General features: G+C 75.3%; 21 protein-coding genes. All 21 read right to left on the bottom strand.

Annotated features, from left to right (window positions below):
- Nucleotides 1–14 precede the first annotated feature (14 nt).
- Nucleotides 15–815 carry an RNA polymerase sigma factor WhiG gene (gene whiG / locus ACI79R_RS05240; protein ID WP_456572519.1) on the bottom strand — a complete coding sequence of 267 codons (801 nt, stop codon included), beginning with the start codon at nt 813–815 and terminating at the stop codon, nt 15–17.
- A gap of 80 nt (nt 816–895) precedes the next feature.
- Nucleotides 896–1,831, bottom strand: coding sequence for a tyrosine recombinase XerC (locus tag ACI79R_RS05235; protein ID WP_456572518.1), 936 nt, complete (start codon nt 1,829–1,831; stop codon nt 896–898).
- A gap of 96 nt (nt 1,832–1,927) precedes the next feature.
- The gene (dprA, locus tag ACI79R_RS05230) at nt 1,928–3,172 is read right to left on the bottom strand and encodes a DNA-processing protein DprA (protein ID WP_456572517.1); all 1,245 of its coding nucleotides are present in this window, start codon (nt 3,170–3,172) and stop codon (nt 1,928–1,930) included.
- On the bottom strand, nt 3,169–4,689 hold the full coding sequence (locus ACI79R_RS05225) for a YifB family Mg chelatase-like AAA ATPase (RefSeq protein ID WP_456572516.1): 1,521 nt from the start codon (nt 4,687–4,689) through the stop codon (nt 3,169–3,171). Before ACI79R_RS05225 ends, dprA begins: the two co-directional genes overlap by 4 nt.
- Entirely contained in the window at nt 4,686–5,045 is a 360-nt protein-coding gene (locus ACI79R_RS05220) for a YraN family protein (RefSeq protein ID WP_456572515.1), read from the bottom strand. Before ACI79R_RS05220 ends, ACI79R_RS05225 begins: the two co-directional genes overlap by 4 nt.
- 129 nt (nt 5,046–5,174) lie before the next feature.
- Nucleotides 5,175–5,495, bottom strand: coding sequence for a DUF2469 domain-containing protein (locus ACI79R_RS05215; protein WP_446756854.1), 321 nt, complete (start codon nt 5,493–5,495; stop codon nt 5,175–5,177).
- The gene (locus tag ACI79R_RS05210) at nt 5,492–6,265 is read right to left on the bottom strand and encodes a ribonuclease HII (protein WP_456572514.1); all 774 of its coding nucleotides are present in this window, start codon (nt 6,263–6,265) and stop codon (nt 5,492–5,494) included. Before ACI79R_RS05210 ends, ACI79R_RS05215 begins: the two co-directional genes overlap by 4 nt.
- 207 nt (nt 6,266–6,472) lie before the next feature.
- The gene (locus ACI79R_RS05205) at nt 6,473–7,180 is read right to left on the bottom strand and encodes a LuxR C-terminal-related transcriptional regulator (RefSeq protein WP_456572513.1); all 708 of its coding nucleotides are present in this window, start codon (nt 7,178–7,180) and stop codon (nt 6,473–6,475) included.
- Nucleotides 7,181–7,459: 279 nt separating this feature from the next.
- On the bottom strand, nt 7,460–8,401 hold the full coding sequence (lepB, locus tag ACI79R_RS05200; RefSeq protein ID WP_456572512.1) for a signal peptidase I: 942 nt from the start codon (nt 8,399–8,401) through the stop codon (nt 7,460–7,462).
- A 66-nt stretch (nt 8,402–8,467) separates the two neighbouring features.
- Nucleotides 8,468–8,824 carry a 50S ribosomal protein L19 gene (gene rplS, locus ACI79R_RS05195; RefSeq protein WP_075014270.1) on the bottom strand — a complete coding sequence of 119 codons (357 nt, stop codon included), beginning with the start codon at nt 8,822–8,824 and terminating at the stop codon, nt 8,468–8,470.
- A 163-nt stretch (nt 8,825–8,987) separates the two neighbouring features.
- Complete coding sequence (locus ACI79R_RS05190; protein WP_456572511.1) at nt 8,988–9,488, bottom strand: NUDIX hydrolase; 501 nt, start codon at nt 9,486–9,488, stop codon at nt 8,988–8,990.
- Nucleotides 9,485–10,231 (bottom strand): tRNA (guanosine(37)-N1)-methyltransferase TrmD, encoded by a 747-nt coding sequence (gene trmD, locus ACI79R_RS05185; protein WP_456572510.1) that lies wholly within the window; start codon nt 10,229–10,231, stop codon nt 9,485–9,487. Before trmD ends, ACI79R_RS05190 begins: the two co-directional genes overlap by 4 nt.
- On the bottom strand, nt 10,228–10,767 hold the full coding sequence (rimM, locus tag ACI79R_RS05180) for a ribosome maturation factor RimM (RefSeq protein WP_456572509.1): 540 nt from the start codon (nt 10,765–10,767) through the stop codon (nt 10,228–10,230). The genes trmD and rimM overlap by 4 nt, the downstream gene beginning before the upstream one ends.
- 13 nt (nt 10,768–10,780) lie before the next feature.
- Complete coding sequence (locus ACI79R_RS05175; RefSeq protein ID WP_456572508.1) at nt 10,781–11,017, bottom strand: RNA-binding protein; 237 nt, start codon at nt 11,015–11,017, stop codon at nt 10,781–10,783.
- A gap of 3 nt (nt 11,018–11,020) precedes the next feature.
- Nucleotides 11,021–11,455: a 30S ribosomal protein S16 gene (gene rpsP / locus ACI79R_RS05170; protein WP_456572507.1), complete on the bottom strand. Its 435-nt coding sequence runs from the start codon at nt 11,453–11,455 to the stop codon at nt 11,021–11,023.
- 266 nt (nt 11,456–11,721) lie between these two features.
- Nucleotides 11,722–13,470, bottom strand: coding sequence for a proline--tRNA ligase (locus ACI79R_RS05165; RefSeq protein WP_456572506.1), 1,749 nt, complete (start codon nt 13,468–13,470; stop codon nt 11,722–11,724).
- Between the two features lie 59 nt (nt 13,471–13,529).
- Nucleotides 13,530–14,261: a hypothetical protein gene (locus ACI79R_RS05160; protein WP_456572505.1), complete on the bottom strand. Its 732-nt coding sequence runs from the start codon at nt 14,259–14,261 to the stop codon at nt 13,530–13,532.
- A 57-nt stretch (nt 14,262–14,318) separates the two neighbouring features.
- Nucleotides 14,319–15,401 carry an amidohydrolase family protein gene (locus ACI79R_RS05155; RefSeq protein WP_456572504.1) on the bottom strand — a complete coding sequence of 361 codons (1,083 nt, stop codon included), beginning with the start codon at nt 15,399–15,401 and terminating at the stop codon, nt 14,319–14,321.
- The gene (gene ffh, locus ACI79R_RS05150) at nt 15,398–16,981 is read right to left on the bottom strand and encodes a signal recognition particle protein (protein ID WP_456572503.1); all 1,584 of its coding nucleotides are present in this window, start codon (nt 16,979–16,981) and stop codon (nt 15,398–15,400) included. Before ffh ends, ACI79R_RS05155 begins: the two co-directional genes overlap by 4 nt.
- Before the next feature lie 89 nt (nt 16,982–17,070).
- Nucleotides 17,071–17,262, bottom strand: coding sequence for a hypothetical protein (locus ACI79R_RS05145; RefSeq protein ID WP_456572502.1), 192 nt, complete (start codon nt 17,260–17,262; stop codon nt 17,071–17,073).
- A gap of 83 nt (nt 17,263–17,345) precedes the next feature.
- The gene (locus ACI79R_RS05140) at nt 17,346–19,733 is read right to left on the bottom strand and encodes a [protein-PII] uridylyltransferase (RefSeq protein WP_456572501.1); all 2,388 of its coding nucleotides are present in this window, start codon (nt 19,731–19,733) and stop codon (nt 17,346–17,348) included.
- Between the last annotated feature and the right edge of the window lie 5 nt (nt 19,734–19,738).

The raw sequence follows: 19,738 nt of genomic DNA, 5'->3' as shown, positions 1-19,738 counted from the left end.
CTCCGCGGCCGTCGTCAGGCGATGTCGGCGAGCTTGGTCCGCAGGTGCAGCACCGCCTTGGTGTGCAGCTGGCAGATCCGGCTCTCGGTCACCCCGAGCACCCGGCCGATGTCGGCCAGGGTCAGACCCTCGAAGTAGTAGAGGCTGACCACGACCTTCTCCCGCTCGGGCAGCTGCTCCACCGCGCGGGCGAGCAGCTGGCGGGCCTCCCCGTGCTCGGCCATCGCCTGCGGGTCCAGCGCGCTGGAGTCCTGCAGCGTGTCCACCAGCCGGGGCGCGCCGCCGTCGTCGTCGGTCAGCAGCTCGTCGAGGGCCACCACGTTGACCAGGGAGAGCTGGCCGAGGAACTTGCGGACGTCCTCGACGTCCATCTCCATCTCGGCGGCCACCTCCTCGTCGGTGGGGCTGCGCTGCAGCCGGCTCTCCAGCGCGGCGACGGTGCGCTCGAACTGGCGGGCACGCATCCGCACCGACCGCGGGATCCAGTCGGTGCTGCGCAGCTCGTCGATGATCGCGCCGCGGATGCGCGACATCGCGTAGCTCTCGAACTTCACCTCGCGCGAGGGCTGGTAGCGGGTGATCGCGTCGATCAGCCCGAACGTGCCGTAGGAGACCAGGTCGGCCTGCTCGACGTGGGCGGGCAGGCCCGACCCGACGCGACCGGCGACGTACTTCACCAGCGGCGCGTAGTGCAGGATCAGCCGGTCGCGCAGCGCGCTGTCCCGGTCGGTGACGTACTGCGCCCAGAGCGCCGCGATCGCCGCGTCGGTGTCCTCGCTCGACTCGTCGAGCCGGTGGATCGTCGCCTCAGGCACGGTCGGTGCTCCCGGATGGTCGTGGGCCTGCAGTGCACGGCCGCTGGGTGCGCTGTCCGGTCGGGCCCGCGGCTGGCCGCTCACGCACGGGGGTGCGCCTGGGCATGTACGGCGCGGAGCCGTTCGACCGTCACGTGGGTGTAGATCTGCGTCGTACCGAGGCTAGCGTGGCCGAGCAGCTCCTGGACGGAGCGCAGGTCGGCACCGCCCTCCAGGACGTGGGTGGCGGCGGAGTGCCGCAGCCCGTGCGGACCGATGTCCGGCGCCCCCGGGGCGGCGGGGATCGCGGCGTGCACGGTGCGCCGCACCTCCCGGGCGTCCAACCGCCCGCCGCGGACGCCGAGCAGCAGCGCCGGGCCCGACGTCGGGGTGGCCAGCGCCGGCCGCCCGCGCGTGAGCCAGGCGTCCAGCGCCCGCTCCGCCGGCGCCCCGTAGGGCACGCTGCGCTCCTTGCGGCCCTTGCCGAGAACCCGCAGCAGCCGCCGGCCGCGGTCGACGTCGTCGACGTCCAGGCCGACCAGCTCGCTCACCCGGATGCCGCTGGCGTACAGCAGCTCCAGGACGACGGCGTCGCGCAGGCCGACCGGCTCCTCGGCGCCGGCCGCGGACTCGACCACCGCCCGCGCCTGGTCCGGGGCCAGCACGTCGGGCAGCGTGCGCCGCGCCTTGGGGCTGACCAGGCGGGCGCCGACGTCGTCCGCGGTCTGGCCGGTGCGCCGCAGCCAGGCGGTGAACGACCGCGCCGAGGCCGCCCGCCGTGCGGTCGTGGCGCGGCTGTCGCCGCGGGTGCGGCCCTGGGCCAGCCAGCTGCGCAGCGCCGCGAGGTCGAGCTCGTCGACGCGGGTGCCGCCGCGGCGCGTCAGGTGGTCGAGCAGCCCGACCACGTCGCCGACGTAGCCCCGCACGGTGTGCTCGGACAGGTCCCGCGTGCCGGTGAGGTGCTCCTCGTAGCCGGCGAGCACCTCGGCCAGCGGCGCGGGCAGCGCGGCGCGGAGCTCGGCGGTGCGGGCGGTCACCGGGGCACCGTCCGATGCCGGCACACCGGGGGTCAAGGCGCCGCGCCGGTCGGTCGTGCACGACCGACCCGCCCGGCCCCTCCCGTCCCGGGCTGATCAGCGATCGCGTCGGTCCTCAGGGGGCGGTGGCAACCGCCAGCCGGTACCGGTCCACTGCACCAGGCCGGCCACCTCGAGCGCCGGGAGCACCTGCATCACCTCCAGGACGCCGCAGCCCGCGATGGCCGCCAGCCGCTCGGGGCTCACGCCGATCCGCACCGGGCAGGCGTCGAGCACCCGGACCGCGACGTCGGGCAGGCCGTCGCGGGGATCGGTGTGCCGGTCCGCCGGTGGCGCGAGGTCGTCCCCGAGCCGGCCGACCTCCTCCACCACGTGCGCGGCGGTGGTGACCAGGCGCGCCTGCAGCTCGGCGTCGCGCAGCAGCTCGTGACAGCCCACCGACAGCGCGGAGGTGACCGGTCCGGGGACGACCATCACCCGCCGGCCCAGCCGCTGCGCCCGGCGGGCGGTGGCCCGGGCTCCCGACCGCGCCGCCGCCTCGACCACCACCGTGCCCCGGGTGAGCCCGGCGATCAGCCGGTTGCGCACCAGGAAGCGGTGCCGGTGGGGTGCCGCCCCGGGTGGCCACTCGCTGACCAGCAGCCCCTCCTCGGCGATCCGCCCGAACAGCGCTCCGTGCGCGGCCGGGTAGACGCGGTCGACACCGCAGGCCAGCACCGCCACCGTGGCCGCCCCCGCGGCGAGCGCGCCCCGGTGGGCGGCGGCGTCGATGCCGTAGGCGCCCCCGGACACCACCGTCCAGCCCCGCTCCCCCAGGCCGTGCGCCAGCTCGGCGGCGACGTGCTCGCCGTAGGCGGTGGAGGCGCGGGCGCCCACCACCGCGACCGACCGGTCGACGACCTCGTCCAGCCGGCCCGGACCGCGTACCCACAGCGCCAGGGGCGGCACCGGCGCGGTCCTCCGCTGGTCCGCGCCCCGCGGGGGCCGCTCCGGCTCGTCGGCCGTGGCGAGGGTCAGCGCGTGCAGGGCCAGTGCGGGCCACTCGTCGTCCTCGGGCGTCACCAGGCGCGCACCGCAGCGCTGCGCCCGCGCCAGGTCGGCGACGCTGCCGTCCTGCTGGACGCGCACGCCGAGCAGCGACCGGATCGACTCCGGCGCACCGCCGGAGCGCAGCAGCCGCACCGCCGCCACGGCCCCGTGGTCCTCGACGAACCGCCAGAGGGCGACGCTGCCGGGCTCGGCCGCCCGCGACAGCCAGGCGCGCGCCCGGCGCACCCCGGGCGCGGCCGGGTCGCCGGTCGCCTGCTCGAGGTCCTCCTCGAGCGACGGGAGGCCGGTCACGCCGCCGCTCGCTGCAGCCGCATGCCCAGCGCCTCGGCGACCTCGGCACCCCCGGGCACCGTGCGGCCGGCGAGATCGGCCAGCGTCCACGCCACCCGCAGCACGCGGTCGAAGCCGCGCACCGAGAGGATGCCGCGCTCCAGGGCCCGCTCGGCCAGCGCGAGGGCCGGCCGGGGCACCGCCCAGCGCTCCCGGAGCAGCCGGCCCGGTACCTGCGCGTTCACCGCGAAGGTGGTACCGGCGAGGCGCTCGGCCGCGACCGCCCGGGCCGCGGCGACCCGTGCGGCGACGGCTGCGGTCGGCTCCGGCACCGCCGTGCCGTCCAGCCACGCGGCCCGGGTGACGGCGGGCAGGTCGACCCGGAGGTCGATGCGGTCCAGCAGTGGTCCGGACAGGCGGGACTGGTAGCGCCGCCGCTCGAGCGCGGTGCAGGTGCACGCGGCGTCGCCGGCCGCGGTGGCGCAGGGGCACGGGTTGGCGGCGAGCACGAGCTGCGCGCGGCACGGGAAGGTCGCCGATCCGCTCGCCCGCGAGATGGTGACCTGGCCGCGCTCCAGCGGCTGGCGCAGCGTGTCGAGCACCGCGCGCGGGAACTCCGGCGCCTCGTCCAGGAAGAGGACCCCGCGGTGGGCGCGGCACAGCGCACCGGGGCGGATCTGGCCCGAGCCGCCGCCGACCAGGGCGGCCATGGTCGCCGAGTGGTGCGGCGCCTCGAACGTCGGCCGGGTGACCAGGGGCGCGCCGGGCGGCAGCGTGCCGGCGACCGAGTGGATGGCGGTGACCTCGAGCGCCGCGTGCTCGTCGAGCGGGGGCAGCAGGCCCGGCAGCCGCTCGGCCAGCATCGTCTTCCCGGCCCCCGGTGGGCCGTTGAGGAACAGGTGGTGACCGCCGGCCGCGGCGACCTCCACCGCGCGGCGGCCGATCGCCTGGCCCACGACGTCGCCCAGGTCGGGCCCCGGCTCCGGTGGGGGCAGCGCCCCGCGGACGTGCGGCGACAGCCGCGACCGGCCCCTCAGGTGGGCGACCAGGTCCGTGAGCGAGGAGGGAGCCAGCACCTCGATGCCGTCGACCAGCGCGGCCTCGTCGGCGTTGCCCTCCGGCACCACGACCTGCCGGTGCCCGGCCCGCGCCGCCGCGAGCACCGCGGGGAGGACACCGCGGATCGCCCGGACCGACCCGTCGAGCCCCAGCTCGCCGAGCAGCACCAGCCCGTCGAGCGGGCCGGCCGGCACGGCGTCGGAGGCGGCCAGCACCCCGGCGGCCAGGGCGAGGTCGAACCCGCTCCCCTGCTTGGGCATCGCGGCCGGGGACAGCCCGATCGTGATGCGACGCAGCGGCCACTTGCCCCCGGCGTTGACCACCGCCGCCCGGACGCGGTCCACCGACTGGCGCACCACGGCGTCGGGCAGCCCGACCAGCACGACACCCGGCACCCCGGCCGACATGTCGACCTCGACCTCGACCATGGCCCCGGAGACGCCGGCCAGCCCGACCGACCAGGTGCGGGCCAGCGTCACGAGAACGCGTCCTTGAGGTGGGTGACCACGGGGACGCCGGACCGCGGGATCAGCACGCCCACGACGTCGAACCGCAGGTCGGTCGCGTGCTCGTCGTGCGCGGCCAGCCAGCGTTGGGCGAGCGTGCGCAGCCGGCGCTGCTTGCTCCAGGTCACCGCCTCGACCGGGTGCCCGTAGCCGGTCGCCCGGCGGGTCTTGACCTCGCAGAAGACCAGGGCGTCGCCGTCCCGGGCCACGATGTCGAGCTCGCCGTCCCGGCAGCGCCAGTTCCGGTCGAGGACCCGCAGTCCGGTGTCGGTCAGGTAGGCGGCGGCGATCCGTTCACCGCGGCCGCCGAGCTCCGTCGTGGTTCGCACCCGGCGACCGTCGTCCCGGAGAGCGGGGTGGGGCCAGTGCCCGGGCGGGTCTGTGGATCGGGCGCCCGCCTGTGGACGACGGCTCCCGGATCGTCGGGGACCCCGGGCACCGTCGTCCGCGTGTGCAGATCAGGTCAGCCGCGGACCGTCGGGCAGCTCGAGGTCGGGCTTGTCCAGCTCCTCGACGTTGACGTCCTTGAAGGTCAGGACGCGCACGTTGCGCACGAAGCGCGCCGGCCGGTACATGTCCCAGACCCAGGCGTCGGAGAGCTTCAGCTCGAAGAAGACCTCACCGCCGGCCTCGCGGACCTGCAGGTCCACCGAGTTGGCCAGGTAGAAGCGCCGCTCGGTCTCCACCACGTAGGTGAACTGCCGGACGATGTCCCGGTACTCGCGATAGAGCTGGAGCTCCATCTCGGTCTCGTACTTCTCCAGGTCCTCGGTGCTCATCGCGGCTCTCCGGACACAGGGCGCATGGACCCATCATCGACCATCGCGGCGGCGCCGGTCGCACGGGATGCCCGCTCGGCGTGTGCGGCCGAGGCACGGGCCACGTTGACGAACCGCATCCGGTGCTCGGGGCAGGGGCCGTGACGCTCCAGGGCGGCGCTGTGCGCCTCGGTGATGTAGCCCTTGTGCACGGCGAAGTCGTACTCGGGGAACCGCTCGTGCAGCTCGAGCATCATGCGGTCGCGGGTCACCTTGGCCAGCACCGACGCCGCGGCGACGCAGGCGGCGACCCGGTCGCCCTTCCACACCGCGAGCGTCGGCCGGGCCAGCCCCGGCACCGGGAAGCCGTCGGTGAGGACGTAGTCGGCGCCGGGATCGAGGGTCCACACCGCGCGCCGCAGCGCCTCGATGTTGGTCACGTGCATGCCCCGGGCGTCGAGGTCGGGCACGGGCATGACGACCACCGACCAGGCCACCGCGCGGTCGACGACCTCCTCGTACACCCGCTCCCGGGCGGCCGCGGTGAGCAGCTTGGAGTCCGCCAGCCCGGGCACCCTCCCCCGCTTGCCCGGGGGCAGCACGCAGGCGGCGGCGACCAGCGGGCCGGCGCAGGCGCCGCGGCCGGCCTCGTCGGCTCCGGCCACGGCGGCGAACCCGCGGCGGCGCAGGGATCGCTCCATGTCCCACAGGGCGTCGGGCCGGTCCACGGGAGCGCTGCGGCGGACGACCCGGCCGGCGGTGGCGCGGGATGTCGTGGTGCTGGGTGCCATCGGGTCCCGACAGTACGACGGCACGGCGGGCCGGGGCAGCCGGTCCCCGGGGGGCGGGAACACCACAGGCCGGTCCCCGGGGTCAGAGGGGACCGGCCTGTGAATCGGGCACCCGCACCGGCGGGCCTGAGGAGGGCGACCGGGCGGTGCGGGTACCGGCCGGGACGGTGGCGGGCGGAGCAGTCGCCCGCCGTCCCGGGGTCGGGATCAGACCTCGGCGGCCTCGGGGGCCGGCGCGGCGACCGCGTGCGCGCCGCAGGTGCAGCCCGGCTGGCGGGAGGAGAGCACGAGGGAGACCGCGTGCGCCCGGTCGCGGGCACCCAGCTTGCGCAGGATGGCCTTGACGTGGCTCTTGACGGTGTCCTCGCTGATGAACAGGTTGCGGCCGATCTGCCGGTTGGACTGGCCCTGGATCAGCTCGTCGAGGACGTCGGACTCGCGGCGGGTCAGCGGCACCTCGGGGGTGAACGGCTTGCCCACCGGGATGTCGCTGGGCTCGACGCGGCGGATCTGGGGGTCCACCACGGTGCGGCCGGCGCGGGCGGCCAGGATGGCCCAGCCGAGCAGGGTCGGCGAGGTGTTGAACATCAGGTACCCACGGACGCCGGCGGCGATGGCCTCGTTGACCACGGCGGGGTCCTCGGAGGTGGCCAGGGCGACGACCGCCACGCGGGGGAAGCGGCGGCGCAGGTCGCGGACGACGCTCAGGGTGGCGGCCCGGCCGGCGCCCAGCTCGACGACGACGGCGTCGGGGCGGGCGGTCTCGGCGAGGGTCAGGGCCCGGCGCAGCTCGCCGGGGGTGCCGACCGACTGCATGCCGGCGGTCTCGTTGATCATGCTGACCAGACCCCGACGCAGGACCGGGGCGTCGGCGAGGAGGAGCACGCGGGTGACGCCGCGGGCGGTGCTCGCCATGGGTGCAGACACTGTCGACTCCGTTTCACACATTCGGTGGCTTACACCTTCTCCATCGGATGGGTGATTCCGGTGCTTGAACACTTTCCTGAACTTTTTTCGCCATTCCTTGCGCCCAGTCGAGTGCCAATGCGCGTCACTCCAGTAACACCGAGTGCGCATTGTCGACATGGGGACCGGAATGCACCGGGTCATCGGATCGCCACCGCGGAACGCGACAGCCCGGCGCGACCGGGGTCGCGCCGGGCTGCGGCGGATGTGCTGCGCGAGTGCGGCGGCTCAGGGAGAACCGCGGCCCATCCGGGAGGCCGACGTCCGTCGCCGGCGGCGCCAGGCGGTCAGCGGCACGGCGCCCACCAGGCCGAGGGCGTAGGGCGCGGCGACCGCGGTCAGGCCGCTGACCGGCGCGCCCGAGGCGGGCGCCCCCGAGGCACTGGCCTGGATGTCGGGCGAGTCGAGGGTGCCGAACCGGTCCAGCGGCCAGACGATCATCGCCGCCTTGCCGATGACGTCGTCCACCGAGATCGGGCCGTGCACGCGGGAGTCGGCCGACATCGACCGGTGGTCGCCCATCACCCACAACTGGCCGTCGGGTACCAGGACCGGTTCGAAGCCCCGGCTCTCGACCGGGTTGTCCTCGTGGATGTAGGGCTCGTCGAGCGGCTGGCCGTCGACGGTCACCCGGCCCTCGGCGTCGCAGCACTGCACCGTCTGCCCGCCGACGGCGATGACCCGCTTGACGAAGTCGTCCTCGCTGGGCGGGGCGACGCCGACGGCACGGCCCAGCCACAGCAGGGCGCCGGAGAACCAGTTGCTGGGCTCGGCGACGTCCACCTCGGGCGCCCAGGTCTCCGGCCCCTCGAAGACGACGATGTCGCCGGGCTCGGGCTCGCCGAACCAGTAGGGCACCTTGTTGACCAGCACCCGGTCACCGGTGCAGCCGGGGCATCCGTGCAGCGTCGTCTCCATCGACCCGGAGGGGATGAAGAAGGCCTGCACGAAGAACGTCTTCACCAGCAACGCCAGGACGAAGGCGATCAGCAGGAGGATCGGCAGCTCGCGCAGCAGCGAGCCTTTCTTGCGTTCCTTCTCCCGGCCGCGCCGCCGGCGACTCCCGGCCGGCGCGCTCTCGGCTCCGGCGGTCTCGTCGGCGGGGTCGCCCTTCGGGTCCTCCCCCTCCGGAACGACGTCGGCGGGCCTCCCGGGCCGGTCGCTGCTCATCGGGAGCCAGCGTACGGCCGCGGGAGACCCGCCGTGGTCAGCCGGCAGGGGCCGGCCGGAGACGTGTCAGCGCGTGACGGTCTCGCGCTTCTCCTTGATCTTGGCAGCCTTGCCGCGCAGCTCGCGGAGGTAGTACAGCTTGGCCCGGCGGACGTCACCGCGGGTCAGCACCTCGATCTTCTCGACGACCGGGGTGTGCACCGGGAAGGTGCGCTCCACGCCGACGCCGAAGCTCACCTTGCGGACGGTGAAGGTCTCGCGGATCCCGCCACCCTGGCGGCGGATGACCACGCCCTGGAAGACCTGGATGCGGGAGCGGTTGCCCTCGACGACGCGCACGTGCACCTTGACGGTGTCCCCGGGGCGGAACTCGGGGATGTCGTCGCGCAGCGAGTCGGCGTCGAGTACGTCCAGGGTGTTCATCGCGGCAGTCCTCGTGTTCTGGCTACGTTCTCAGCAGCATCGTCGTCATCGGTCCGGACAGCGAGAAGCCCCGGCTGTCCGGTCCGGGGAGCTGCGGCCCAGCGTGCGGAGCCCCATCGGCCAGGCCGACGGTCGTGCAGCAGCTCTCTACTGTGCCACATCTTCAGGAGACGAAGCGCGGCGGCCCCCGGAACGGCCCCGCGAGCAGCTCCGGCAGCACGTCGGCGAGCTCCCCCGGTGCGAACTGCTCCTCGCTGGCGGCGATCTCCCCGACGCTCCACCAGCGGTGCGGTTCCTCGCCGAGCAGCTCCAGCTCGGTGCGACCGCGCGGGTCCACCTCGTGCACGACGTCCCGCAGCACGAAGAAGGTCTCCCGGGAGTCGATGTCCACGCCGGCGAACGCGCCGACGTGCCGGCGGAACCACACCGGGCCCTCGAGGGCTGCCGGCTCGACGACCAGCCCGATCTCCTCCTCGAGCTCCCGGACGGCCGCGGCGCGGACGCTCTCGCCGTCCTCCACTCCCCCGCCGGGCGTGTACCAGAACAGCACGCCCCCGGGCGGCACGGCGGGGTCGGTCAGCCGAGCACCGAGCAGCAGCACCCGGCCGGCGGGATCGAGGACGACGACCCGGGCGGTGGGCCGCACCCACGCCCCCTCGCTCACCGGCCCTCGAGGACCGCGCGGTCGGCGTCGCTGAGCGCGCCCTCGGGCAGCGCGGCGAGCAGGTCGGGACGGCGGGCGGCGGTGCGCCGCAGCGACTCCGCGCGCCGCCACCGGGCGATCGCGGCGTGGTCGCCGGAGAGCAGGACCGGCGGCACCTCGTGCCCCCGCCAGGCCGCCGGGCGTGTGTAGGAGGGACCCTCGAGCACGCCGTCGGCGTGCGAGTCGAACTCCACGGACTCGCGGTTGCCCACCACCCCGGGGATCAGCCGGGTCACCGCCTCGACCATGACGAGCACCGCGGACTCGCCACCGGCCAGCACGTAGTCGCCGATCGAGACCTCCGACACCGGGCCGGTGCCGGCGGCCCAGTCGGCCACCCGCTGGTCGATGCCCTCGTACCGGCCGCAGGCGAACACCAGCCCGGGCTCGCCCGCCCACTCCGCCGCCGTGGCCTGGGTGAAGGGGTGCCCGGCGGGCGTGGGCACGACCAGCCGGGTGCCCGGCGCGCGCACCGCCTCCAGGGCGCGCGCCCACGGCTCGGGACGCATCACCATGCCGGGACCGCCGCCGTAGGGCGCGTCGTCGACCGTGCGGTGCACGTCGTCGGTCCACTGCCGCAGGTCGTGCACGCCGACGGCGACCAGGCCGCGCTCGACGGCCTTGCCGAGCAGCGACTGGCGCAGGGGTGCGAGGTACTCCGGGAAGATCGTGACGACGTCGACGCGGAAGGGCGCGGCGCTCACAGGTCCAGCAGCCCCTCGGGCGGATCGACGACGAGGAAGCCGCCGGCGACGTCGACGGTGGGCACGATCGCCGTGACGAACGGGACCAGCAGGTCACCGCGGCCGGTCCGGCGGACGACGAGCAGGTCGGCGCCCTCGTGCCGCACGGCGGTGACCTCGCCGAGGACGGTGCCGTCGGTCAGCCGGGCGGCGAGGCCGACCAGCTGGTGGTCGTAGAAGGACTCGGGGTCCTCGAGCGCGGGCAGCTCGGTGACCGGCACGTGCAGCTCGGTGTTGCGGATCGCCTCGGCCGCCTCGCGGCTGTCGACCGGGCCGGCCGGGCCCTCCAGGACCAGCAGCAGCACCTCGCGGTGCCAGCGGCGGCCGACCACGGTGAGCGGGCCCCGGTCGGCGGGCTCGGTGAGCAGCCGGGCGCCGGGGACGAACCGCTGGTCGGGGTCGTCGGTGCGCACCTCGACGGTGACCTCACCACGGACACCGTGGGGCCGGCCGATGCGGCCGACCACCACGGTGTCGGGGGGCGTTGCAGCGCTCAACGCGCGGAGGCGCTCAGCGCCCGTCGGTGTCGACGACGTCGACCCGCAGGCCGCGTCCGCCGACGCCGGTCATGACCGTGCGCAGCGCCTTGGCGGTGCGCCCGCCGCGGCCGATGACCTTGCCGAGGTCGTCGGGGTGCACCCGGACCTCGAGGGTCTTGCCGCGCCGGCTGTTGAGCAGGTCGACGGTGACGTCGTCGGGGTGGTCGACGATGCCCTTGACCAGGTGCTCGAGCGCCTCTTCGAGCACGTCTTACTCGGCGGGCGTCTCGGCGGCGGCGTCGTCGCCGTCGGCCTTGGGCGCGGCCTTCTTCTTCGGCGTGGTGGCGCCGGCGGCCGGCTCGTCCCCACCGGAGTTGCGGACGGCCTCCTCGTAGAGGGCCTTCTTGTCCGGCTTCGGGGCGGCGACCTTCATCGGCGCGGGGGCCGGCTCGCCCTTGAACTTCTGCCAGTCGCCGGTGACCCGGAGGATGGCGGCGACGGCCTCGGTCGGCTGCGCGCCGACGCCCAGCCAGTACTGCGCCCGCTCGCTGTCGACCTCGATGAAGGAGGGCTCCTCCTTCGGGTGGTACTTGCCGATCGTCTCGATGGCGCGACCGTCCCGCTTGGTGCGGGCGTCGGCGACGACGATGCGGTAGTACGGCGCGCGCATCTTGCCCAGGCGCATGAGCTTGATCTTGGTGGCCACGGTGGGTGGTGTACTCCTCGAACGCGTTTCGGTGCTCGCCGGAGCGACGTGTGGGGGTACGCCGGGGCGGAGCCAGGGACACGGCCGGCGACGGTGAGAGGGCCGCCGCCGACGTGTTCGACCGTTCATTGTGCCAGACGGCGCGCCGCCGCCGCCCGGCCCCTCGGGGGCCGCCTCGCGGTCCCCGTCTGGCGCCGGGCGGGGTCTCCTCGTCGCCGGGCACACGCCCCGCCCGGTCCGCCGGGAAGGCGGACCGGACGGCGGGCTCAGGACCGGACGGCGGCCAGCACGCGCGCGGCGGCCTCGCCCACCGGGACCTCCTCGCGCTCCCCGGTGGCCCGGTCGCGCAGCTCGAGGACGCCGTCGGCCAGCCCGCGGCCGACCGTGACGATCGTCGGCATGCCGAGCAGCTCGGCGTCCTTGAACTTCACGCCGGGGCTGACCTTGGGCCGGTCGTCGTAGAGCACGGTCAGTCCGCCGGCGACGAGCTCGTCGGCCAGCGCCTGGGCGGCCTCGAACACCGCGGCGTCCTTGCCCGTGGCCACGATGTGCACGTCGGCCGGGGCGATCTCGCGCGGCCACACCAGGCCGAGGTCGTCGTGCGTGGACTCGGCGATCGCGGCCACCGCGCGGGAGACGCCGATGCCGTAGGAGCCCATCGTGACCGTGACGAGCTTGCCGTTCTCGTCGAGCACCTGCAGGCCCAGCGCCTCGGCGTACTTGCGGCCCAGCTGGAAGATGTGGCCCATCTCGACGCCGCGGGCCAGCTCCAGCGGGCCCGAGCCGTCCGGCGCCGGGTCGCCGGGCAACACCTCGGCGGCCTCGACCACGCCGTCCCAGGTGAAGTCGCGGCCGGCGACCAGGTCGAACACGTGCCGGCCCGGCTCGTTGGCGCCGGTGATCCACCGGGTGCCGGACACGATCCGCGGGTCGACCAGGTAGCGGATGCCCGAGGGGCTCTCGCTGCCCAGCACCTGCGGTCCGATGTAGCCCTTGACCAGCTCCGGGTGCTTGTCGAAGTCGGTGAACGGCTCCACCTCGGCGGGGGCGACCTGCGCCTCGAGCCGCTTGGCGTCGACCTCGCGGTCGCCGGGGATGCCCACGACCAGCGGCTCGCGGGTGCCGTCGGGGTGCACCAGCGTGACGACGACGTTCTTCAGCGTCGAGGCGGCGGTGTACCCGGCGTCCGGGAACAGCTGCTGGGCCACCGCGACCAGGGTCTCGATGGTCGGGGTGTCGGGGGTGTCCTCGACGTGCGCGTCGGGCAGCCCGTCGAACGGGATCGCGTCGGGGACGACGGTGCTCACCGCCTCGACGTTGGCCGCGTAGCCGCCCGGCGAGCGGACGAAGGTGTCCTCGCCGATCGGCGTGGGGTGCAGGAACTCCTCGCTGCGCGAGCCGCCCATGGCGCCCGACATCGCCGAGACGATGGCGTACTCGAGCCCCAGCCGGTCGAAGATCCTGATGTAGGCGTCGCGGTGCGCCGCGTAGGACTTGTCCAGGCCGGCGTCGTCGACGTCGAACGAGTAGCTGTCCTTCATCACGAACTCGCGGCCGCGCAGCAGCCCCGCCCGGGGCCGCGCCTCGTCCCGGAACTTGGTCTGGATCTGGTACAGCGACACCGGGAGGTCCTTGTACGACGAGTACAGGTCCTTCACCAGGAGCGTGAACATCTCCTCGTGCGTGGGCCCGAGCAGGTGGTCCGCGCCGCGGCGGTCCTTCAGGCGGAAGAGGTTGTCGCCGTACTCGGTCCAGCGGCCGGTGGCCTCGTAGGGCTCGCGGGGCAGCAGCGCCGGGAAGTGCACCTCCTGGGCGCCCATCGCGTCCATCTCCTCGCGGATGACGCGCTCGACGTTGCGCAGCACGCGGTGGCCCAGCGGCAGCCAGGTGAAGCCGCCGGGTGCGGCCCGGCGGATGTAGCCGGCCCGCACCAGCAGCCGGTGGCTCGGCACCTCCGCATCGGCCGGGTCGTCGCGCAGCGTGCGCAGGAACAGCGTGGACATCCGCAACAGCACGGGAGCGATCCTCCCAGGCGTGCCGACGGTGCCGCGCGGGTGTTTCCCGGGCGGTGCGGTCAGGCGTCGGCCGAGAAGGCGTCGAGCAGGTCGGGCAGGGCGTCGAACAGGCCTCCGCCGGACTGGGCGCTGAGCGCCACCACGGCGTTGCCGGTGCGGAAGACCGCGTAGTCGTAGGTCTGCCCGGCGCTGATCTCGCACTCCTCGACGTACTGCAGCACCGGCGCTCCGGCCGCCACCACCGGCGCCGCGCAGCGGGTCAGCACCTCGCCGGTGCCCCGGGAGATGTAGTCGTAGGGCCCCTCGCAGGCCAGGAGCAGGTCCTCGAGACGTGTCAGCTCCCGGCTCGCCGCCTCGGGGCCGGCGAAGACCTGCGCCGACGCGCCGCGCTCGGCGCCGCCGCCGACCGTCGCGACGGCCTCCGGCGAGACGCCGTGCGCCCCCTCTCCCCCGCAGGGGACCTGGACGACGCCCTCCGGTTCGATCGCGGCCCAGTCCTCGGCCTCGTCGTCGGCGTAGGCCTCGAGCGCGGCGGTGATCGACCCGGCGTCCCACACCGGCTCGGAGGTCGGCCCCTCGTCGTCCGGCTCGTCCACCGGGTCCTCGTCCACCGGGTCCTCGTCCACCGGCTCCTCGTCGACGGGGTCCTCGTCGATCGGCTCGGCGCTGGTCGGCGCGGCCGGCGGAGCCGCGGCCGTCGCCCGTCCGTCGACCGTGCTCGTGCACCCGCCGAGCAGCGCGAGCAGCGCTGCCGCCGCCACCAGACCGGCCCGGCCCGTCGTCCCCGTCACCGCGGCAGGATGGCGACCGCACCGCCCGGCGTCAACGACCGGCGGGCAGCCACGCCGTCAACCGACGACGCGGCCGCGCAGCAGCATCAGCCCGGGACGGGCGAGGACGTCGAGATCGGCCCGCGGATCGGCGTCGTAGACGACGACGTCGGCCGGGGCGCCCTCCTCGATGCCGGGCAGACCCAGCCAGCGGCGCGCCGCCCAGGACGCGGCGGCCAGCGCGGCCTCGGCCGGCAGCCCGGCGGCGGCCAGCGCGCGCACCTCGTCGGCGATCCGGCCGTGCTCGATGCCGCCGCCGGCGTCGGTGCCGGCGAACACCGGCACGCCCGCCTCGTACGCCGCACGGACGACGGCGCCCGAGTCGGCGTGCAGCCGCCGCATCGTCGAGGCGTACTGCGGGAAGCGCTTCTCCCCCGCCGCCGCGAACTCGGGGAAGTTCTCGACGTTGACCAGCGTCGGGACGACCGCGGTGCCGCGGGCGGCCATGGCGCCGATGAGCTCCTCGGTCAGCCCGGTGCCGTGCTCGATGCAGTCGATGCCCGCGCCGATCAGGTGCGGCAGCGCGTCGGTGCCGAAGGTGTGCGCGGTGACCCGGGCACCCTCCTCGTGCGCGGCGGCGATCGCCGCGGCGACGACGTCGGCCGGCCACTCCGGGGCGAGGTCGCCGACCGAGCGGTCGATCCAGTCGCCGACGAGCTTGACCCAGCCGTCGCCGCGCCGGGCCTGGGTGCGCACCTCGGCGACGAGGTCCTCGGGCTCGAGCTCGATGCCCAGGCCGGGGATGTACCGGCGGGTGCGGGCCAGGTGCCGGCCGGCCCGGATGATCCGCGGCAGGTCGGGCTCGTCGTCCAGCACGCGGGTGTCCACCGGCGCACCGCAGTCGCGCAGCGCCAGCACCCCCGCGGCCCGCTCGGCCAGCGCCTGCTCGCGCAGCCCCTCGAGGGTCTCCACGTGCCCGCCGCCCCGGGCGATGCCCACGTGGCAGTGCGCGTCGACCAGCCCCGGTACCAGCCAGCCGCCGCGGCTGATCGTCTCGGCCCCGGGCACCGGCTCGGAGGTGAACCGGCCGTCGCGCACCCACAGGTCGCGGTGCTCCCCCTCGGGGAGGACGACGCCGGCGAGGTGCACCGCCGGCGTCACCTGCCGGGCCGCTCGTCCTTGAACTGGCCGAAGTCGAGCTTGGAGAGGTCCGGCAGCGCCTGGCCCGGGGGCAGCCCGGGCACGCCGCCGGGGAACCCGCCGCCGGGCATCCCGCCGGGCATCCCGCCCGGGGGCAGCCCCGGGGCGCCCATGGGCCGGCGGGCGGGGCCGCCCTTGCCCTTCCCCTTGCCCTTCTTGCCCTTGCCGCGGGCGGCCTGCTGCTGCATCGCCCGGCCGCGGGCCTTCTTGGACATGGGGCCCATGCCCGGCAGACCCATGCTGCCGGCCATCTGGCCCATCATCTTCTGGGCCTGGGCGAAGCGCTCCAGCAGCTGGTTGACGTCGGTGACGCTGACGCCGGAGCCGTTGGCGATGCGGACCCGCCGCGACGCGTTGATGATCTTGGAGTTGACCCGCTCCTCGGGCGTCATCGACCGGATGATCGCCGCGGTCCGGTCCAGGTCGCGGTCGTCGATGTTCTTGATCTGGTCCTTGATCTGCCCGGCGCCGGGCAGCATGCCGAGCAGGTTGGCGATCGGCCCCATCTTGCGGATGGCCATCATCTGCTCGAGGAAGTCCTCGAGCGTGAAGCCCTCGCGGCTGGCGAGCTTGCCGGCCATCTTCTCGGCCTGCTCGGCGTCGAACGCCTGCTCGGCCTGCTCGATGAGGGTGAGCACGTCACCCATGCCGAGGATGCGCGAGGCCATGCGCTCGGGGTGGAAGACGTCGAAGTCGGTCAGCTTCTCGCCGGTGGAGGCGAACATGATCGGCTGGCCGGTCACGTAGCGGACCGACAGCGCCGCACCACCGCGGGCGTCGCCGTCGAGCTTGGTGAGCACCACGCCGGTGAAGCCGACCCCGTCGCGGAACGCCTCGGCGGTGGTGACCGCGTCCTGGCCGATCATCGCGTCGACGACGAACAGCGTCTCGTCGGGCTGGACGACGTCGCGGATGCCGGCGGCCTGCGCCATCAGCTCGGCGTCGATGCCCAGCCGGCCGGCGGTGTCGACGACGACGACGTCGTGCATCGTGCGGCGGGCGTGCTCGATGGAGTCCGCGGCGACGCGGATCGGGTCGCCGATGCCGTTGCCCGGCTCCGGCGCGTAGACGTCGACACCGGCCTGGCCCGCGACGATCGACAGCTGGTTGACCGCGTTGGGCCGCTGGAGGTCGGCGGCGACGAGCAGCGGGGTGTGACCCTGGCTCTTCAGCCAGCGGCCCAGCTTGCCGGCCAGCGTGGTCTTACCGGCGCCCTGGAGGCCGGCCAGCATGATCACCGTCGGCGACTGCTTGGCGTAGCGGATGCGGCGGGTCTCGCCGCCGAGGATCTCGATGAGCTCCTCGTTGACGATCTTGATGACCTGCTGCGCCGGGTTGAGCGCCTGGGAGACCTCGGCGCCGCGCGCCCGCTCCTTGACCGAGTTGATGAAGGCACGCACCACCGGCAGCGCGACGTCGGCCTCGAGCAGCGCGATGCGGATCTCGCGCGCGGTGGCGTCGATGTCGGCGTCGGTCAGCCGGCCCTTGCCGCGCAGACCGGTGAAGACCTTGTCCAGGCGGTCGGAGAGGGTCTCGAACACAAGCCGTCCTCAGGAGTCACGGGCGCGGCTTGGCCACACCTCTTGACCCCAGGGTATCGAGGTCGGGCCGGGGCCGGGCCCGCGCGGTTCTAGGCCGCCCGGCGCACCGGCACGACGGCCGCGTGCACGACGCCGCCGCTCACCAGGGCCGTGCCGCAGTCGGCGCACGCCCACTCCGGGCACTCCGCGCCGTCCTCGGTGTGACCGTCGACGCACGGCGGCTGGACGAACACGCGCACCTCGGCGCAGGTGGGGCAGGGCCACTCCCGGGTCTCGGACACGCGGGCTCCTCTCGGGGCAGGTGGGACCGTTCCGTCCCGTCCGCCTCCGACGGTGGCACGCAGTGCCGACAGAACCGGGGAGCTCAGCCCGGCGTGTCCCCCGCCCGGCCGGTGCCCACGGGGTCGGGCACCGCTCCGCGGGTGGCCTCGACCAGCGCCGCCTCCACCCGGGCGCGCCGGGCGACGTCGATCGGGGTCCCGCTGGGATTGGAGACGTAGAAGTAGTCGGCGGCGTCGGCACCGAGGGTCTCGATGCGGGCCGAGGTGACGTCCAGGCCCTCGTCGGCCAGCGCCGCGGTCAGCCGGTAGAGCAGGCCCGCGCGGTCGGCGGCCCGTACCTCGACGATGCCGGTCGCGTCCCCGCTCACCTCGGCGTCGTGCCAGGAGATCCGCGGCGGCGCGGCGCGGACGCCGTCCTGCCGGTAGTCGGCCTCCCGCTGGCGCAGCCGGGCGGCCAGCGGCAGCGTCCCCTCCAGCGCCGCGCGGACCGCGTCGGCCAGGATCGTGGGCACCGGCGCCCGCCCGAACCGCGGCCGGACGGCGAACACCGCGGTGGCGCGGCCGTCGACCACGTTGACCTTGGCCGCGCGCACGTCGAGCTGGTTGAGCGCCATCACCCCGGCCAGGCAGCTGAAGAGTCCCGGCTGGTCCGGCGCCCCCACGGTGATCTGCTGGCCGTCGGCGACGTCCTCGATGCCGATGGTGACCGACTCGGTGACCCCGGGGACGTCCGGCGGCGGCGCGGTCACCTGCGGCTCGGTGGGATGCAGCACCGGGTCGGGGTCGTCGGCCGGCGCGGAGCCCAGGTGGGCCTGCACGCGGGCGACGAGCGCGGCCACGAGGTGGGCCTTCCACGGCGACCAGGCCGAGGTGCTGGTCGCCGCCCCGTCGGCCTGGGCGAGGGCGTGCAGCAGCTGCAGCAGCGCCGGATCGCCGCCGATGGTGGCCGCGACCCGCTCGATGGTGGCCGGGTCGTCGATGTCGCGGCGGGTGGCGGTGTCGGGCAGCAGCAGGTGGTGGCGCACCATCGCCGCGAGCACGTCGACGTCGGCCGGGGTGAAACCCATGCGGGTGCCGATGGCGGCGGCGATCGGCTCCCCGACCACGCTGTGGTCCCCGGGCCAGCCCTTGCCGATGTCGTGCAGCAGGGCGCCGACCAGCAGCAGGTCGGGGCGGTCGACGTCGCGGGTGAGCTCGGCGGCGGCCGCCGCCGCCTCGACCAGGTGCCGGTCGACGGTGAAGCGGTGCCAGGGGTGGCGCTGCGGCAGCGAGCGCACCCGGTCCCACTCGGGCAGCAGCCGGGAGAGCAGCCCCTCCTGGTCCAGCTGCTCCAGCACCGGGACGGCGGAGCGGCCGCTGGCCAGCAGCCGGAGGAACGACCAGCGCACCTCCGCCGGCCACGGCTCGGGCAGCGGCGGGGTGTGCACCGCCAGCACCTTGAGCGTGTACGGCGAGAGCAGGAGGTCGGCGCGGGCGGCGGCCGCCGCGCCGCGCAGGACCAGGCCGGGGTCGGTGGCCGGCCGCGCGTCGCGGGCGAGGACGACCTCGTCGCCCTGCCGCACGACGCCGTCGGCCAGCGGCTCCCGGCGGATCCGCCGGTAGCGGCCGCGCGGCCGGCGGACCAGCCCCGCCTCGACCCGGCGCCAGGTCTCGTCGGCCACGAAGGCCAGCCGCCGGCCGGCCAGGCTGACCTCCCGCAGCAGCGCGTCCTCGTCGGCCATGCCCAGGGCCGCGGCAACCGGCCGCTGCTCCTGGCGGACCAGCACGTCGGTGGCGCGCGCGGAGCGGCGGCGCAGCTCGTCGCGGACGTCGAGCAGGAGCGCGTAGGCCTCCTCGGCCTCCCGGGTGGGCTCGTCGGCCAGCTGGGCCGCGGCGACCGCGCGGAGCACCTGGCCCTCCCGCAGCCCGCCGTAGGCCTCCTTGAGGTCCGGCTCGAGGAGGAAGGCCAGCTCCCCCACCTGGCGGGCCCGGCCGCGGCGGAGGTCGCGCAGCGCCGGGAGCAGCCGGGACGCCGACTGCCGCCAGCTGGCCAGCGTCGCCGAGCGCAGCCCGGCGGCGAGCTCGGCGTCGCCGGCCACCAGCCGGGCGTCGAGCAGGCCGAGGCCGGCCTTGACGTCGGTGGAGGCGACGGAGACCGCCTCGGCGACGGTGCGCACCGAGTGGTCCAGCCGCAGGCCGGCGTCCCACACCGGGTACCAGACCGCGTCGGCGAGCGCGGCGATCTCCGGCCGCCCGTCGTGCACCAGGACCAGGTCCAGGTCGCCGTGCGGCGGGGGCTCGCGGCGGCCCAGGCTGCCGACGGCGACCAGCGCGAGACCGTCGGTGCCGCTGCGCGGCGGCGGCCCGCCGCGCCGCTGCCGGGGTGCCGGCGTGCCGGCGACCGCGTCGGCGAGCAGGCCGGCGAGCCAGGTGTCCAGCGCCTGGACCCGTTCGGCCCGCGTCAGCGCGGGCAGCGAGTCGGTGTCGAGCACGGGCG

Source organism: Blastococcus sp. SYSU D00820, assembly GCF_054050695.1.
The sequence above is the reverse complement of the archived record's forward strand: the minus strand, read 5'-3'. Positions and strand labels throughout refer to the sequence as shown.

Coding starts and splice junctions, on each gene's coding strand:
- ACI79R_RS05215 (WP_446756854.1), bottom strand. CDS start 5,495: ATGAGCACCGAGGACCTGGAGAAGTACGAGACCGAGATGGAGCTCCAG.
- ACI79R_RS05210 (WP_456572514.1), bottom strand. CDS start 6,265: ATGGCACCCAGCACCACGACATCCCGCGCCACCGCCGGCCGGGTCGTC.
- ACI79R_RS05205 (WP_456572513.1), bottom strand. CDS start 7,180: ATGGCGAGCACCGCCCGCGGCGTCACCCGCGTGCTCCTCCTCGCCGAC.
- lepB (WP_456572512.1), bottom strand. CDS start 8,401: ATGAGCAGCGACCGGCCCGGGAGGCCCGCCGACGTCGTTCCGGAGGGG.
- rplS (WP_075014270.1), bottom strand. CDS start 8,824: ATGAACACCCTGGACGTACTCGACGCCGACTCGCTGCGCGACGACATC.